Origin of the sequence: Providencia sp. PROV236 (assembly GCF_033676985.1) — a bacterium.
In the GTDB taxonomy this organism is placed as follows: domain Bacteria; phylum Pseudomonadota; class Gammaproteobacteria; order Enterobacterales; family Enterobacteriaceae; genus Providencia; species Providencia manganoxydans.
This window is the reverse complement of the sequence record NZ_CP096297.1, coordinates 2521869-2538716: the sequence shown is the minus strand read 5'-3', so window position 1 is coordinate 2538716 and position 16848 is coordinate 2521869. Positions and strand designations below refer to the sequence as shown.

General features: G+C 36.9%; 13 protein-coding genes. 8 read left to right on the top strand and 5 right to left on the bottom strand.

Annotation, left to right across the window (positions count from 1 at the left end; translation table 11 throughout):
• Positions 1-185 precede the first annotated feature (185 nt).
• The 5 genes from M1E96_RS11335 (at position 186) to M1E96_RS11315 (ending at position 5394) form a co-directional block, all read left to right on the top strand.
• Complete coding sequence (locus tag M1E96_RS11335; protein WP_140179146.1) at positions 186-1583, top strand: YcjX family protein; 1398 nt, start codon at positions 186-188, stop codon at positions 1581-1583.
• Complete coding sequence (locus M1E96_RS11330; protein ID WP_070929722.1) at positions 1580-2635, top strand: YcjF family protein; 1056 nt, start codon at positions 1580-1582, stop codon at positions 2633-2635. The genes M1E96_RS11335 and M1E96_RS11330 overlap by 4 nt, the downstream gene beginning before the upstream one ends.
• 235 nt (positions 2636-2870) lie before the next feature.
• Positions 2871-4436, top strand: coding sequence for a transcriptional regulator TyrR (gene tyrR, locus M1E96_RS11325; protein WP_369427013.1), 1566 nt, complete (start codon positions 2871-2873; stop codon positions 4434-4436).
• On the top strand, positions 4429-4851 hold the full coding sequence (locus tag M1E96_RS11320; RefSeq protein WP_272579721.1) for a hypothetical protein: 423 nt from the start codon (positions 4429-4431) through the stop codon (positions 4849-4851). Before tyrR ends, M1E96_RS11320 begins: the two co-directional genes overlap by 8 nt.
• A gap of 168 nt (positions 4852-5019) precedes the next feature.
• On the top strand, positions 5020-5394 hold the full coding sequence (locus tag M1E96_RS11315; RefSeq protein ID WP_070929719.1) for an ATP-binding protein: 375 nt from the start codon (positions 5020-5022) through the stop codon (positions 5392-5394).
• A gap of 44 nt (positions 5395-5438) precedes the next feature.
• Here the strand turns inward: M1E96_RS11315 and tpx are convergent, their stop codons facing one another.
• Positions 5439-5942, bottom strand: coding sequence for a thiol peroxidase (gene tpx / locus M1E96_RS11310; RefSeq protein ID WP_070929718.1), 504 nt, complete (start codon positions 5940-5942; stop codon positions 5439-5441).
• 704 nt (positions 5943-6646) lie between these two features.
• Here tpx and M1E96_RS11305 point away from each other — a divergent pair.
• Both M1E96_RS11305 and zntB read left to right on the top strand, forming a co-directional pair.
• Positions 6647-8269 (top strand): peptide ABC transporter substrate-binding protein, encoded by a 1623-nt coding sequence (locus M1E96_RS11305; protein ID WP_349489739.1) that lies wholly within the window; start codon positions 6647-6649, stop codon positions 8267-8269.
• A gap of 378 nt (positions 8270-8647) precedes the next feature.
• Positions 8648-9631: a zinc transporter ZntB gene (gene zntB / locus M1E96_RS11300; protein ID WP_272579723.1), complete on the top strand. Its 984-nt coding sequence runs from the start codon at positions 8648-8650 to the stop codon at positions 9629-9631.
• 335 nt (positions 9632-9966) lie between these two features.
• Here the strand turns inward: zntB and ttcA are convergent, their stop codons facing one another.
• The 3 genes from ttcA to M1E96_RS11285 all read right to left on the bottom strand — a co-directional run bounded on the left by ttcA (position 9967) and on the right by M1E96_RS11285 (position 12477).
• The gene (gene ttcA / locus M1E96_RS11295) at positions 9967-10881 is read right to left on the bottom strand and encodes a tRNA 2-thiocytidine(32) synthetase TtcA (protein WP_070929715.1); all 915 of its coding nucleotides are present in this window, start codon (positions 10879-10881) and stop codon (positions 9967-9969) included.
• A 268-nt stretch (positions 10882-11149) separates the two neighbouring features.
• Positions 11150-11398, bottom strand: a complete 249-nt coding sequence (locus tag M1E96_RS11290; protein WP_272579724.1) for a helix-turn-helix transcriptional regulator — start codon at positions 11396-11398, stop codon at positions 11150-11152.
• Between the two features lie 374 nt (positions 11399-11772).
• Positions 11773-12477, bottom strand: a complete 705-nt coding sequence (locus M1E96_RS11285) for an aspartate/glutamate racemase family protein (protein WP_369427012.1) — start codon at positions 12475-12477, stop codon at positions 11773-11775.
• Positions 12478-12698: 221 nt separating this feature from the next.
• Here M1E96_RS11285 and M1E96_RS11280 point away from each other — a divergent pair, with 221 nt between their 5' ends.
• On the top strand, positions 12699-13040 hold the full coding sequence (locus tag M1E96_RS11280) for an MliC family protein (protein WP_272579726.1): 342 nt from the start codon (positions 12699-12701) through the stop codon (positions 13038-13040).
• A gap of 92 nt (positions 13041-13132) precedes the next feature.
• Here M1E96_RS11280 and M1E96_RS11275 read toward each other — a convergent pair whose 3' ends face one another.
• A complete protein-coding gene (locus M1E96_RS11275) occupies positions 13133-16426 on the bottom strand; it encodes a M66 family metalloprotease (protein ID WP_369427011.1) in 3294 nt (1097 codons plus the stop codon).
• Positions 16427-16848: the final 422 nt, after the last annotated feature.

Genomic DNA, 16848 nt, shown 5'->3' with positions numbered 1-16848 from the left:
GATACTCGTCATACGGCCAGTTACAGGGCTTTTCTTCAAGGTATCAGTGGCGATGCAACGTTTACCGAGTCGCATAGTTTATCTATACTTCCCCGTCTATCTTGACTTGTCGCCTACCTGAGCCTCGAATTATTTAGAGTATATGTTAAATTAGATATCAATATTATTGAGCGAGTGGGAGAATTATGAAACGGCTACAAAATGAATTGACCGACTTGATGAATCGCAGTGTTGATCGTCATGTCAGGCTTGCCGTAACTGGACTTAGCCGTAGTGGAAAGACGGCTTTTATTACTTCCCTTGTTAACCAATTATTGAATGTAAATAGTGGTGCGCGTTTACCGCTATTTTCCGCTGCGCGCGATAAGCGTTTACTTGGTGTTAAACGTATCCCACAGCGTGATTTTTCAATCCAACGTTTTACTTATGATGAGGGCATCTCTCAGTTATATGGTGATCCTCCTCAGTGGCCAACACCTACCCGTGGTGTGAGCGAAATACGTTTGAAGTTACATTACCGCTCAGAGGACTCCTTTTTCCGTCATTTTGTTGATAATTCTTCGTTATATTTAGAAATTGTTGATTACCCTGGGGAATGGTTGCTTGATCTTCCTATGCTTGATCAACATTACGTTGAGTGGTCGGCACAGATGGCATCGCTACAAAAAGGAAAACGTAGCCAATTAGCACAATCATGGCTACAACTGTGTGAGTCATGTGATCCATTTGCACCGGCAGATGAGAATTTACTCGCTGCAATTTCAGCAGCTTATACAACTTATTTAGAGCAATGCAAAGCGGAAGGGCAGCACTTTATTCAACCGGGGCGTTTTGTGCTTCCTGGAGATTTGGCTGGAGCGCCTGCATTGCAATTTTTTCCGTGGCCAAATATCGAAAAATACGGTGAAAAGAAGCTGGCTCAAGCCGATAAGCAGACCAACATTGGTATGCTTCAGCGTCGTTATCAATATTATTGTGAAAATGTAGTTAAGGGGTTTTATAAAGATCACTTTCAGCGTTTTGACCGCCAAATTGTATTGGTTGATTGTTTACAACCATTAAATAGCGGTCCTGATGCCTTTAATGATATGCGTATGGCATTAACTCAATTAATGCGTAGCTTTCATTATGGTAAACGTACTTTGTTAAGGCGTATGTTTTCACCTTGTATTGACAAATTACTGTTTGCGGCCAGTAAATCGGATCATGTTACCCCCGATCAACATACTAATTTAGTTTCATTGTTACAGCAGTTAGTGCAAGAGGCTTGGCAAAATGCGGCTTTTGAAGGGATTAGTATGGATTGTATCGGTTTGGCTTCTATTCAAGCGACAGACAGCGGTATTATCGATTATCGAGGAGAAAAATTACCTGCGTTAAAAGGAGAACGCTTGAGCGATGGTCAAACGATGACCTTTTATCCAGGTGAGGTTCCTAAACGGTTGCCAAATGAACAATTTTGGCAAAAACAGCAGTTTGAATTTGAAAATTTCCGTCCTCGGCAAATACCCCTTGATCAGCCACTACCGCATATTCGAATGGATAGTGCATTAGAGTTCTTATTGGGAGATAAATTAAAATGAGTGAGCCCATTAAGCCAAGAGTCGATTTTTCTGAGCAGACAGCGGCTGAACATGATGAAAAATTGCGAAAAGCGCAATACTTTGATCCGCAAGAGCAACATCATTTTGTATCTGTTGAAATTGAAGCAGAACAAGATGTTCAAGAGGGCGAAGTTGAAAGCTTAATTAATGAAGCTTTGAAACCTAAGCGTAGCTTTTGGCGTCGACTGGTTGGTGCTGCGATAGGTGTGTTTGGTGTCAGTGTTATCGCTCAATTAGGCATATGGATCCATACCTCTTGGGTTACTCAAGATTGGACCGCGTTAGGTACTGCCGCCGCTGGTGGTTTAATTGTTGTTGCTGGTGTTGGCTCTGTTATCACAGAGTGGCGTCGTTTATATCGCTTAAGAGAAAGAGCGCAAGAACGTGATATTGCGAGGGAATTACTGCATAGCCATGGTATGGGGCAGGGTAAAGCATTCTGTGAAAAATTGGCCAAACAATCGGCTCTTTCAGAACAACACCCCGCGATACAGCGCTGGCAAACGACAATACATGAAACGCATAACGACCGCGAAGTCATCGAATTATATAGCAAACTAGTTCAGCCGATCTTAGATGAGCAGGCACGTAAAGAAATCAGCCGGTCATCTGCGGAATCAGCACTGATGATCGCAGTTAGCCCACTAGCAATTGTTGATATGGCTTTTATTGCATGGCGGAATATCCGTTTAATTAATCGTATTGCTGCTATTTATGGTATTGAACTCGGTTACTATAGCCGTATTCGTTTGTTTAGAATGGTATTAATTAATATTGCATTTGCGGGGGCGTCTGAATTAATTCGTGAGGTCGGTATGGATTGGCTGTCTCAGGATATTACTGCACGTTTATCAACTCGTGCCGCGCAAGGTATTGGCGCCGGTTTATTAACGGCAAGGCTGGGTATTAAAGCGATGGAGTTATGTCGTCCATTGCCTTGGATTGATGATAAACCACGTTTAGCTGATTTTCGCGGGCAGCTATTAAGCCAACTTAAAAATGCAGTGCCTAGTAAAAAAAGCACGAAATAAACCTTTTACTGGCAGGTTGCGTTGATAGTAAACAACACTTGCCAGTAGAAAAGAACGTCATTTTTTCATTTCATCATAACGCTTTATTTTCCATCGTTATTATAATAATACCTTTGTCATTTGTTGGCTGTAAATCATTGCTGTCAATAATATGTGACACATCTGCTGTATTCCAGCTGTAAATACGCTAAAATATTTAATAACTATTTCTATTTCCGTTAAAGGTTCTTAATCCATGCGCCTTGAAGTGACTTGCCAAGACCGTATCGGTCTCACTCGTGAATTATTAGACTTGCTCGTCTTGCAAAATATTGACCTTAAAGGCATTGAAATATCAGCGCAAAGGCGGATCTACCTTAATTTTACCCCCGTTGATTTTCAGGTATTTAGTACACTGATGGCAGAGATCCGCCGTATTAACGGCGTCATTGATGTTCGGCGTATTTTCTTTATGCCTTCAGAGAGAGAGCATAAAGCTGTTTGGGCTTTGTTAAATTCATTCCCAGAGCCTGTCCTATCTATTGATAACAAACTAAATATTGAATTAGTCAACCCAATGTCATTGCAATTATTTGGTGTTGATGAAAACAAAATTAAACAGAAAACTTTTTCAAATTTAGTCAATAATCACGGGCTACAGCGTTGGTTTGAGCGAGAAGAGCCTGAAGCCTATACCGAAAGGGTGACTGTAAAAGGTAATGACTATTTGATGCAAGTTACTCCCATTATTTTGGATGATGAAAACGGTAAATCACATTGCACTGGTGCGGTATTATTACTTAAATCAGTCGCTATCTTAGAAAAACAGCGTCAGCAAATTGTTGGTGTTGATGTGGATGGCTTTGATTTGATTGTTGCGAGTAGCCCTGCGATGTCACATGTCATCGAACGTGCAAAGCGTATTGCCATGTTAGATGAGCCATTATTACTCGTTGGTGAAACCGGAACGGGTAAAGACTTGCTAGCAAAAGCGTGCCATTTACACAGTGCCCGAGGGAATGCACCTTTCTTAGGATTAAACTGTGCATCAATGCCTGATGATGTGGTAGAAAGTGAATTATTTGGTTATGCGGCAGGCGCTTATCCAAATGCGCTTGATGGCAAAAAAGGCTTTTTTGAACAGGCAAATGGTGGCACCGTTTTATTAGATGAAATTGCCGAAATGTCACCACAGATGCAAATTAAATTACTACGTTTTCTCAATGATGGTACATTTCGGCGTGTAGGAGAAGAGCGTGAAGTAAAGGTCAATGTACGAGTGATTTGTGCGACACAGAAAAATCTTCCTGAATTGGTTGCACAGAAAAAGTTTAGAGAAGACCTTTATTATCGCTTAAACGTGCTAACACTGACTATTCCTCCACTACGAGACAGACAAGAAGATATTTTACCCCTCACTGAAGTATTCGTTACTAACTTTTCTAAAGAATTGAATATTGCCAAACCCCGACTAACGCCATCATTGATTGATTATTTAAGCCGTTATTATTGGCCGGGCAATGTTAGACAATTACGAAATGCAATTTATCAAGGCTTAACGCAGTTAGAAGGTGATGTATTAAATGTCCATGATATTGATTTACCGGATACGGACAGCTTACCCGCTATTGCAATAGATTCTTTAAATGGATCATTGGATGAAATTACCAAACGTTACGAAGCATCGGTACTATCACGCTTATATCGCGATTATCCAAGTACACGTAAATTGGCAAAACGTTTAGAGGTATCTCATACGGCAATTGCAAACAAATTGCGTGAATATGGTTTGAATCAGAAAAAAGAGCAAGATAATGAATAACTATCTATTACTGGTTTTTTTGTTCTTTTGTTTTAATCACCAAAGTATTGGGCAAGAGCTCACTCAATCTGCTGAAATGGATAAGTATTGTCATACCCCACAGCAACAACCTGATGATATTTATGAGAATGGCTATTTGATCGAATGTGATTTTGCTAATGCAAATATACCTGTTGCCTTTGAGCGTTATAAGCAGCTTGATAGTGAAGATCGCTATAATTTGGTTAAAAAATTGGTACCCAATAAAAATATTAAGGTGAAATGTAGTCAAGGTGGTTGTATTGAAGCGGATTATCATTGGCCAAATTCTAAACAGTTAGAAATCAGCTTAATGTTTGAAGGGGGAGAGACGTTGTATAAGTTTATTGAGCAATCAGAAGGCACTAAGTTAGAAATTAGAATGTTCCCGGATTAAACAATCCTTTTATGATTAATGTGATCGCTGACGAATTTTTCATCGCCAGCGGTATCTTTTAGCACAAAAAGCACACTATACTGAAGTTAGCACATCCATATTTTCGCTTTGTTTTGATTGATGATAACCGATGTCGCAAGGCTGTTTAAGAGCCTGCAAGGAGTTGCTATGGATCAATTCGCTCTTAACTTTATTGTTACGACTAAACTGCGCAATTATCTCAACCAGCGCCACTATAAAAATGATATGTTTGAGGTTGCGGCTTCAGCTGCTGAGCTCTATTTAATGAATCGAGCAGCAGCCCGTTATCTGGAAAAGCGTCATCGCTTTACTTGGGAAGCGTTAGTTAAAAATGGTAATAAACCGAGAGATCTGATTATCGATATTCTTACCTCATCTTGCCCTGTTGATAAAGAACAGGCGATGAAGATCCTCAGTTGTTGCTCCCACTCGTTGGTAAACATGATGGGGGATAATAAACTATTCGCGAATGTTGTTAACGCAAAACATCATAAAACATTAAATTGGCTTTATGTTGACTAAAGCCATCAATAAGCAGCCAGCATAATACTGGCTGCTCAGCTAAATTACTTCAGTGCAGCAAGTGCTTTGTCGTAATCAGGCTCTTCAGTGATTTCAGGAACTAACTGGCTGTAAATAACGTTGTCATTTTCATCTAATACCACGACTGAACGCGCCGTTAGGCCTTTCAATGGGCCGCTAGTTAATGCTACTCCGTAGTTATGAGCAAACTCAGGGTTACGGAAAGTAGATAGCGTGACAACATTATCTAAACCTTCGGCACCGCAGAAGCGCGCTTGTGCAAAAGGTAAATCAGCTGAAATGCAAAGAACAACTGTGTTGCTTAAGTCATTAGCCAATTGGTTAAATTTACGAACTGATGCAGCGCAAACACCGGTATCAACACTAGGGAAAATATTCAGCACTTTACGCTTACCTTTGTAGCTATCAAGTGTTGCTTCAGAAAGATCTTTAGCAACTAAGGTAAATGCTTTTGCTTGCTGTCCTGCTTGTAAAAATACACCGTCAACAGAGACGTCATTACCTTTTAATTTTACTGATTGTGACATAATTTATGTTCTCCCATTAGTGAGTCAACGTGCAAGTTATTAGACTAACATCAATTCGCAATGAGTTGCGATAAAACTCATCATTTATATTAGTTTAAACCCCACATAGCGATTTTTGACCAGTTTGGATATTAAATCCTATTGATATGTGCCATTTGGCTTTATCGGCTTTTATTATACCTTAGTTAGCGCTTGGTGATGCATGAGAAAGTGCAAATGATAAGGTAATATGTATTCTATCATTTGATTAATATTTTCTAATAATGAATTAAGAAAACTATTCATTAGTTAAAGGGATCTAGCTAACTTGATATGATGTGAATAAACGCAAATTAGATAATATAAACCTGCAAGTGATATTAATATGCAGATTAATCGATACTGTATGGATTTTTGTTCAATGAACGAATATGATGCCTATAACTCGTTATACTTCAAGTTGCAGCACCTTGTGTTGAGTATGTGACTAATATCAATTCACATTGTTTACATACTTAAATATGCTCCTAACGACTCATTCACTTGTCGCCTAACTGCACCTCGAATTATATAGAGTATAAAAAGCTCTAGGTATGACGTACGATCTAAAGCTTCCGGCTGAGGTATTTTATTGTTTAAAATATCTTTATCATAGTTGAGTTTATTTTTGTCTCGGTGACGAAATACTTAGCTGATTCTTTTGCTAATAAGACAGAATTCCAAAAATGCATAAATGCTCACTTTCATCTTTAGCGATTATTTTCACAGCGATATTTACCGCGGCTCCGGCTATCTCTGCGGTGATCCCAGCCGGTACTGTACTTGCAAAAAATCAAGAAGTTACACGTCATCTAAAAGATGAACCTGCATCATTAGACCCAATTAAATCAGTTGGTTTAACTGAAGCTCAGGTAATGCGTGACTTGTTTGAAGGTTTAGTTAATCAAGATAACCATGGTCGCCCAATACCTGGAGTTGCCCAAAGTTGGAGCACCACAGATAACAAAACATGGCTTTTCAAATTACGTCCTGATGCACGTTGGTCAAATGGTGAACCAGTTACAGCCGAGGATTTTGTATACAGTTGGCGTCGGTTAGTTAAACCTGAAAATACATCGCCGTTTGCTTGGTTTGGCGCGTTAGCAGGGATCAATAACGCACAACAAATTATCGATGGCAAGCTTCCCGCAGAAAAACTTGGTGTTGAAGCCCTTGACAAACATACCCTTAAAGTTGTGTTAGACAAACCCGTTCCTTATTTCCCTTCTTTAACGGCTAACTTTAGCTTATTTCCGGTACATGCAAAGACAATTGAAAAGTACGGTGCAGATTGGATTAAGGTGGGCAATTTAGTTGGAAATGGTGCATTTAGCCTTTCTGATAGGGTAGTGAATGAAAAAATTGTATTAACACCAAATCCGTATTATTGGGATCATGCAAATACGGTGATCACTAAAGTGACATTTGTGCCGATTAACCAAGAGTCACATGCGACGAATCGTTATTTAGCGGGTGATTTGGATATCACAGAATCCTTCCCGAAACAGCGTTATCAAAAGTTACTTGCTGATATTCCAAATGAGGTTTTCACGCCAGATCAGCTGGGAACCTATTATTATGCATTTAATACACAAAGGGCACCCACTAACGATGTACGTGTGCGCAAAGCACTATCTATGGCAATTGATCGTCAACTCATTGCTAAAAAAGTATTAGGCACAGGTGAGAAACCTGCCAATCACTTTACCCCTGATGTCACTGACGGTTTTAAGCCACAAAAAGGAATTTATGAAAGTTATACTCAGAAAGAGTTAGATGAGCAGGCTAAAGTACTATTACAAGCAGCAGGATATGGCTCTCATAAACCATTAGAATTGGTACTGTTATATAATAGCTCGGAAAATCATCAAAAAATTGCTATTGCTGTTGCTTCAATGTGGAAGAAAAAACTTGGTGTTGAGGTCAAATTAGTTAATCAGGAATGGAAAACGTATATTGACAGCCGTAATACCGGTAATTTTGATGTGATCAGAGCATCATGGATTGGTGATTTTAATGAGCCATCAACATTTTTATCACTGTTGACCTCGCAACATAATGGCAATATTCCAAAATTTAATAGTAAACGCTACGATGAAGTGATTGCATCAGCGAGTATTGAAACGAATGCAGACTTACGAAATCGTTATTATAACCAAGCGGAGGCGATTATTGCGCAAGAAGCACCAATTGCACCTATCTACCAATATACCAATGCACGATTAATTAAACCGTGGCTAAAAGGTTATCCAATTGAAAACCCAGAAGATGTTGCTTATAGCCATAGTTTTTATATTACAGCACATTGATTAACATTCTGGTTTATATATTCCAGAGAACTTGAAGAGGCAGGTAGGCGAAAAGTGAAGGTCACCGCGCTGCAACGGAAGATAAGTCTATATTTAATCTGCTACTGTCATTTCATCACGAAAAAGCTCCTTCTGCTGGAGAGTCAGAAGGAGGACCAAAAAAGGAATAAACACTACCTGAGTGATACTAATGCAATCGCATGTTAATTTATTGTTCGTTTGTGGCAAATTGCGTATGGCTATTTAACGAAAATGGCGATGACGTTATTTGAAAGCGGGTAGTGCACAATTCTTAATATACCGTTGTTTTCTTGATATTACTGTTATATTCCCTCTATGCTATAGCTAATACATATTTTTATGGAAGGAGACAACAGCATGGCGCTGATCTATGGTTCATTATTTCAGAGCTCTAGCCCTGTACATGCATTTCAGTTAAATGGAGATGGCGGTTTTTTCCCTCTTGATGTGAATGCAAGTGCAACACAACAAAATCCATTTTGGTTACATTATGATTATAAAAATCGGGATAGTGAGAAATGGATCGAAGGCTCAGAATTATTTAATGAACAGGTCAAATCAGCACTTTGTGGCCATGCAGGGCGTTGGCGCATCTTAAGAGTTGGTGATGGTGTTTTATTAACCTTGCAAACACTAAATACCAATGCTGGTCAAAGGCCTGAACAGTTAGTTGCATTCAGGGTATTTATTAATGGGCGTATAATCATCTCAAGTCGTCACAGAAAAGTGAATTCACTGGATACAGTGATAACCGATTTGCAAGAAGGTGTTGGCGCTGAAAGCACGGGTGATTGGCTGGTAGCGGTCGCAGATGCGATCACTGATGAAATCAGCGATTTTACGGATACATTACATGAACGTTTGATTGAAATGGAAGACTTCATTTTAAACGGTGAAATCCCTGAGCGTGGTGAGTTGGCACTATTGCGCAAACAAATCATTGTGATCCGTCGTTATATGGCACCTCAGAGGGATATGCTGGCGCGTATGACAACAGAAAAATTATTGTGGCTTGATGAAACAGACCGAAGGCGTTTACAGGAGATTTCTGATCGTTTAGGGCGCTGTATTGAAGATTTAGACGGCTTTGTATCTCGAACGGCCATTATGTCTGATGAAATTACCAATATGATGACTGAGATGATGAATCGTCGTATTTATACCATGTCATTACTCGCTATGATTTTCTTGCCAACTACATTTTTGACTGGGTTGTTTGGGGTCAATTTAGGTGGGATCCCCGGTAATGAGTTCCGATTTGCTTTCAGTGTATTTTGTTTTTTACTTGCTGCGCTCATTGGTACGGTTTTCTGGTGGTTGAGACGTAGCCGTTGGCTTTAAAAATAAGTTATTACGACTAACCTTACCTCTTTTGAGGTAAATCAATAAAAAGCATGTCGTTTTAAGGCACTATTAGTTCCGCAGGTGAATGCAACGTTGAGCGATGAACGTTGTGCTCCATAATTGTAGTTTTTCTCATATTGAGTTCTTATACAGAATAATTGACCACTGTAATGCCGATGTATATATCACATCGGCTTTTTTTTGCATTCAAAATAGACTCATTAGACTTCAAGTAGCAGCGCTTTGGCTCAGGTATGAGAGCGATAGTTACGTGTCGCTAGTCGCCTTTATAAGTCATTTTCAGTATATGCCACCAGAAGGTGGCAATAAAATTATTTCACTTCGATGATATCTAAACGCGCAGCCATAAATTCAGGTCTGTCATCTTCATCAATTTCAACCTGTGTAGGGATATCTTCACGATCAAAGGCAAGGTCGCCACCATTAATCACTTCACCGCCGTGGGATACATTTTTAAAATCGAACAGTTCTGTATCGCATAAGTGTGATGGTACAACGTTTTGTGTCGCTCTAAACATCGTTTCGATACGTCCAGGGTAGCGTTTATCCCAATCGCGCAGTAAATCTTTGATCACCTGACGTTGCAAGTTAGGTTGTGAACCACAAAGGTTACAAGGGATAATCGGGAACGCTTTTGCTTGTGAATAACGCTCAATATCTTTTTCGCGACAATAAGCAAGAGGGCGGATAACAATATGTTTGCCATCATCACTCATTAGTTTTGGTGGCATACCTTTTAATTTCCCACCATAAAACATATTTAGGAATAAGGTTTGCAATATATCATCGCGGTGATGGCCTAATGCGATTTTGGTTGCACCAAGTTCAGTGGCAGTGCGATATAAAATCCCTCTGCGTAGGCGAGAGCACAATGAACAAGTGGTTTTTCCTTCAGGAATTTTTTCTTTGACAATCCCATAGGTGTTTTCTTCAACTATTTTATATTCAACACCCAGTTTATCGAGATACTCAGGAAGAATATGTTCAGGAAAACCAGGTTGTTTTTGATCTAAATTGACGGCAATCAGAGAGAAAGAGATAGGCGCACTTTTTTGCAAACTTTGTAGGATAGAAAGTAGAGTATAGCTATCTTTACCGCCAGACAAGCAGACCATAATGCGATCGCCGTCTTCGATCATGTTGAAATCGGCAATAGCTTGCCCTACATCGCGGCGTAATCTTTTTTGTAACTTATTAAAGTTATATTGTTCTTTCTGTGCGTTCATTTTCTACTGTTCTATACCGTTGCTGATAAATAAATTAACTGATGATAAATTGTCCTGAAGGCGCCTATACTCATGGTAACTCTCAGAGCGACTAAGTTAAAGCGCACAAATTTACGGCAAAATACCAAAAAGGAACTCATGATAACAGAAGGAAGGTGCCTTTTGATACGGTTAACGGTGGAAGGCGCATTATTTTTAGTTAGAAACATGCATCGAGGTTGGTAGAGCTAAATGTTTATGTGGAACACACTGATGCTAGCGAATTTACTCAGATCCAAATATCTTTTTTAGGATTTTCAAATGCTTCTAATAAATAGATGATATCGACATCAAGGAGACTAGCAATAATCACTAAGTGTTCCACATAAATTGAAAGAGTACCTGATTCGTATTGAATATAATTACTTTCAGATATTTTTAATGCAGCAGCCATAGCCGTTATTGAAATATTCCGAGAAGTACGTAACTGCTTAATATATTTACCTAAAGAAAAACCTCTAGATTTTGATGATTTCATGAGTATTTATTCCAAGTATAGAATGTAATAACTATTATCAGATATAAAACAAGTAATTCAATAGTCATTTTCTGGTAAATAGGGTTAATAAAATTGAAATTTAATATCTAAGAAATTTAATCTTTATTAAATAATAAAAAAAAAGATAAGTTAACTTAAAAAATATCAAATTTAGATATTTACAGATATTAAAACTAGAGGGTTTACATAAATTTTCTCTTCCATGTTTTAATTATAAGTAAATACACTCATATAAAGAAGATCTCAATTGGATGTTGATGATAGTGGAATCTAATGAGCTATATTTATTATATTTAGCCCATGTCACTGTGTAATAAAAGAATTTTATGAGTTATATAAAAAGGTTTATAAACTCATCTCTGTTTTTTGTTTAAGGCTATATCAACAGCTTTACTTGCATGTAGTGCTGTTGTATCAAATAGTGGTACAGAGGTATCAGATTGATCAACAAGAAGAGTAATTTCAGTGCATCCAAGGATAATCCCTTCAGCACCTTGCTCCACCAATGATGCCATAATTCTTTGATATTGTTTTTTAGAATGAGTATTAATTTTCCCTAAACACAGTTCTTGATAAATAATATCATGAATGATCTTCCTATCCTCATCTGAAGGTGTGAGGACAGATAAATTATATTTTTCCCGAAGGCGGCTTTTATAGAAAGATTGCTCCATTGTGAAAGCAGTAACTAGTAAGCCAATTGTTTTTATTCCAGCAGCAACAATATGTTCACCAGTGGCATCTGCGATGTGCAGTAACGGGATATTGGTATTATGCTCAATCTGCTCGGCAACTTTGTGCATGGTATTGGTGCAAAGGACGATAAAATCAGCACCTGCTTGCTCTATATTTTTACCAGCCTGTGCAAGTAACTGTCCGGCAAGTTGCCATTGTCCCGCTGCTTGTAAATGTTCAATTTCGGCAAAATCCACGCTATAAAGTACAATCTTAGCAGAGTGAAGACCTCCGAGCTGTTTCTTAACACCTTCATTAAGTTGTTTATAATAAAGTAGTGTAGATTCCCAACTCATTCCCCCAATTAAGCCGATTGTTTTCATGTGTGTTCCTTAATTATGATCCCGTTGTACAAGAGAAAGCATTGTTTGAATAAGTCATTAATCAGTTTGGAAATAAGTGTAATTACTTATCAATAACTCAAGACATAAAATGATTATACAAAAAAGGTCTATTTAAGGAAGAATATTATGTTACTAAGTGCTATCTTTACTATGATACTTATGTTGAATTTTAATTAAACCAATTTATTCAAGGAGCAAGTATGCGTAAAGTTATTTCGGTTGCTACGTTAGCGCTGATATCCGCACTCACAGCATCTTCAGCTTATGCCGCAAAAACGGATACTTATAACTGTGAAGGCCAGAAAATAAAAGTCTCTTTTCCAGATGAAAACACGGCAGCTATGTTATACAGCGATGAGTTAATTGTGCTAAAAAGTGTTCCTTCCGCCAGTGGTGCCCGTTATGTGGGCGAAAATATGCAGATCTGGGCACGAGGAAAAAATGAATTTAATCTAGCCACTATTGCTGAAGACGATGTGGTCAATAACCGCGTTTCTGATGATAAAGGCCGTACGTGCACACTGGTTAAGTCATCGAACTGATGCGTATATTCGCATGACAAACAATTATGTTTGAACGATAGCGAAATGAAATTTTACAGTTACCCCTAGTGAATACTAGGGGTAAGAAAAATTTATTGCGTGATACCATTTATTGTGGTTGTGAGCTCTTCGTTATCCAGTTGTATCTCTTGAGTTAAAATAGATTTTCCTTTAATGAATAATTCTGCTTTTATTGGGGATAGCTTACGTTCAATATTAATATGAAATTTATTCATTTTATTATTAACAACCCTAGATCGATTAAGTTTATAATCAATCATTTGCCCATTGGCGAGTGTTATGCGTAAAAATGCGCCTTGTTGGTTTTCTGCATCTGGATGATAAACCATTCCATACGAGCCTTCTAATGCGGGGGTAATAAAATTTTGTAGTTGATTTTCAGGGTCATAATATCCAATTAGGGTAACGACAGGAATACCTTGTTTATATGGTTTCTTGCTATGAATGACCTTTGATAATTGCTCCCATGATTGCCCATTAGATTTAAAGTATAATTTTTCACCATGTTTAATATTTATTTTATCACTGTTAACATGAATTTTCATGTTATAGTCGGATTCTCTAAAGACCTCGATAATATTACCTTTATTCTTCTGTGTAGCATCAGGGATATAAATATTAGGGGTGTAATGGCCATTATAGCTATGGATCTTTAAATAATCGTTGTTATTAAAAAAATGATTTAGCTCATTTTGATCAATATTGGTTTCATTTTTAATCTCAATATTCAGTTTTACAATATTTAGGCTAAGTTGATAGTCTTCCATTTTCTGCGTTTTAGGATCCCATTTTTTATAACCGGTTGGCGAATCTTGATTAAATTCAATATGATTTTCAAAATATTGTTGAATTGATTGCGTTGTAGCGGGTGTATAAAGGGTAAATGCATTAATAGATGAATCATAAGGTTTTCCACCTGACATCGCATCTTTAGTCATGGTGTGTTTTTTATAGGGATGAGCCGCGGGCTGATTGGTTGTGTTTCGATCGTCTAAATAGACTAATTCATTTTTTTTCTCTTTTTCAAAATTGGGAATAAAAACATTATTATCTGAATCCCATCCCCATGTTGAGTTTTTATGATTAGCATGCGCATGTACTCCACCATGAAACCCTTTATGGTAGTGTCCTATTTGAAAATTATGACCTAACTCATGACTAAATTCATTTCCAGTAGAATTATAAAGCGTCGCTTTACCTGCTCCGCCTGACCAGCCATGTACTTGAACACCATTATCATAGTTACCAATCGCATTGTGGATAGTTATTTGCGGAGTAGGTAAAAAATTATTTTCATTAGGTGCTGAAGAGTTGATACCATAATTCGCTAAGTTAATACCATCAGAGATAAGATCTTTAGCTATCTTTTCTCGCATATCACCACTGTGTCCTCCACCGTTATCAGCGGATTTTTGTGTATAGCGAGTACCATTTGGTAAAACAACTTCATTGAGTTGAACAGGTTTATATTTAGTTACTATTAATTGGCTGGTGGGGAGCTGCTGCAAAAATTGGCGATGTAATTCAGGATCATCTTGGAAACTAAATTCATCTCGATAGGGAGTTAACATACCAATATCAATAGTATGCAGTAACAGGGAGGACGGAGCTCCAACTTTAACTGTAGGTAATGAGCCTTGTTTATTTTTATAGTGAAAGCTCAATTTTATTTCTGGTTTAATATGACTTTTAGGAATAATGGTAGACCAACCATTTTCAATATATTGTATTTCTTCTTCATTAGAAATTAATGTTTCATCTTCAATTGTGCGCCAAAAACCAAATTTATCCGAGACAAATAGTTTACTTTGGTTAGTTTCTATCGTGATTTTTTTATCACCGTAATAAATATCAGTATTGTAGCTGGCAGAGGATGAGACGTAGATTTTCTTATTTGCAAATTTAGGGTCTGTATCTAGTATAAATTTTGAGGCCCAATTTCCATCAGATGTGAATATAGACACACTATCATTTATGGAAATGATTTTATTTAATTGCTCTATATCTTTTGAAATTTTCTGAATTTGTTCGTTATTATCTATTTTTATAGAAAATGAATCAGGTTTTGAATAGTCAATATTTTCTTTATATCTACTGTTTGCTATTGACCATATTCCATTTTTATCGCTAACAAATAATTGTTCCTCATCGGTAGAAACTCTGATTTTATTATCACCATAAGAGATATCGCTATGAAAGGAAGCTTGAGATGAAAAGAGTATTTTTTTGTTCGAATATTTTTTTCCATTGGGAAGGTTGAAGTTTTTCGCCCAATATCCATCTCCAGTTGAAATTTTTATTAAATTATTTTTATTCAGGATCTCATCAAAGTATTCAATGTTTTTAGAAAAACTGTTAATTTTCTCATTAGAATCAAGCTTTATATCAAAAGAGGCTGGAGTTTTATTTTTAGTATAATGGTTTAATGCATGTTTATAATGCTGAGACAAGCGAGCATCTTCACGAGTATGCCAATTACCGTCTGCATCACTTACCATAACAATTGACCGATCATTAGCCATTTTGATGAGTTTATTATTGTATTTTATTTTAGCATCAACATTATTCTTAATATTAAAAATGATTTTTTTATTTGGATGCTTAGCTAAAGAGTCAAATGATAGAAAAAATGGTGAGCTTGTTTCATGTATGTTTAAGTTTATCGTTGTGTTTTGAGTTAAGAACTGATTTAAATAAGATGGATCTTTAGATATTTGATTAACTAGATCAGGTGAGTTAATATCAGCATCAAAAATAGTTGGTATAAAAAAATCGTCTGGTGTTAGTTCAATAAAATCACTCTTATTGTTAGGTAATCTCGGTAGCTCTGATGGGGGAGCTAATTTAGCGGAGTATATTTCTTCATCATCTTTATTAAGTATTTTTAGCTCTAAATTTCCATTATTTTCAATTTTTACATGTGGCTTAAAAATGACTAGTGTTTTACGATCAGCAACAAGATGAGGATGCTGATCATCATCTATATGGTAAGCTGCTGGAATAATACTACTTTGAGCATAGAATACATTTCCTTTAAGCTCTCCTTGAATATCGCTTGGGAACTCACTGGTATTAAAATAAAATAACTTTCCAATTTCTTTTTTATATTCTAGCATCAATGCACTATAGTGTTTGTTTTCCTTATCAGTATTTTTACTTAAATTTTGGTTATTTAATAATAAATCTAATGTTTTGAGCACGGTGTGATGCTCCAGCAAATATTGCCATATTTCATTCAGCTGACCATTATTTATTCTATCATTTTGCAAATTTAGAAATGATTGTGAATGACTATTATCAACAATAGTTGAAGGCAGAATACTTGATTGCTGGTTTTGGCAAATACAAATTGTACAAACTAACATATAATTCCTTTTTATTTATTAGCTCTAGCTATTTAATCAATCCAATTGACTTGTCGATATACTATAGAAAAATAAAAAAATAATAAGTAAATTATTTAAGAGTCATTCTTAATTTATTAATGTAATTGTAACTATTGCGATATCAACTCGTTCTAGAAATCAATTCGTTCAGAAATAAAATGAAAATTTCAATCATCATTAAAATTGAAAGTATGAAGTAAATTTTTATCGTCAATCATCTCCTATGGTTCGCTCCCTCAGAGAAAATCGTGACCCATCTAACATTTTTTAAGCACTTTCTCGCTGTTTTCGTTATCAGCTCAACAAAAATAAAATTTTCATATAACAAAAATTGGAATATATGTTTCATTGTTGTATATCTATGTTATCGCCTTGTTAACGGATGGCGAAAATCTACACAA

Excerpts from the sequence above, each read along its gene's own strand:
- M1E96_RS11290 (WP_272579724.1), bottom strand. The coding sequence starts at position 11,398 with ATGAAATCATCAAAATCTAGAGGTTTTTCTTTAGGTAAATATATTAAG.
- M1E96_RS11285 (WP_369427012.1), bottom strand. The coding sequence starts at position 12,477 with ATGAAAACAATCGGCTTAATTGGGGGAATGAGTTGGGAATCTACACTA.
- tpx (WP_070929718.1), bottom strand. The coding sequence starts at position 5,942 with ATGTCACAATCAGTAAAATTAAAAGGTAATGACGTCTCTGTTGACGGT.
- M1E96_RS11305 (WP_349489739.1), top strand. The coding sequence starts at position 6,647 with ATGCATAAATGCTCACTTTCATCTTTAGCGATTATTTTCACAGCGATA.
- ttcA (WP_070929715.1), bottom strand. The coding sequence starts at position 10,881 with ATGAACGCACAGAAAGAACAATATAACTTTAATAAGTTACAAAAAAGA.
- M1E96_RS11275 (WP_369427011.1), bottom strand. The coding sequence starts at position 16,426 with ATGTTAGTTTGTACAATTTGTATTTGCCAAAACCAGCAATCAAGTATT.
- zntB (WP_272579723.1), top strand. The coding sequence starts at position 8,648 with ATGGCGCTGATCTATGGTTCATTATTTCAGAGCTCTAGCCCTGTACAT.
- M1E96_RS11280 (WP_272579726.1), top strand. The coding sequence starts at position 12,699 with ATGCGTAAAGTTATTTCGGTTGCTACGTTAGCGCTGATATCCGCACTC.
- tyrR (WP_369427013.1), top strand. The coding sequence starts at position 2,871 with ATGCGCCTTGAAGTGACTTGCCAAGACCGTATCGGTCTCACTCGTGAA.
- M1E96_RS11335 (WP_140179146.1), top strand. The coding sequence starts at position 186 with ATGAAACGGCTACAAAATGAATTGACCGACTTGATGAATCGCAGTGTT.
- M1E96_RS11330 (WP_070929722.1), top strand. The coding sequence starts at position 1,580 with ATGAGTGAGCCCATTAAGCCAAGAGTCGATTTTTCTGAGCAGACAGCG.
- M1E96_RS11315 (WP_070929719.1), top strand. The coding sequence starts at position 5,020 with ATGGATCAATTCGCTCTTAACTTTATTGTTACGACTAAACTGCGCAAT.
- M1E96_RS11320 (WP_272579721.1), top strand. The coding sequence starts at position 4,429 with ATGAATAACTATCTATTACTGGTTTTTTTGTTCTTTTGTTTTAATCAC.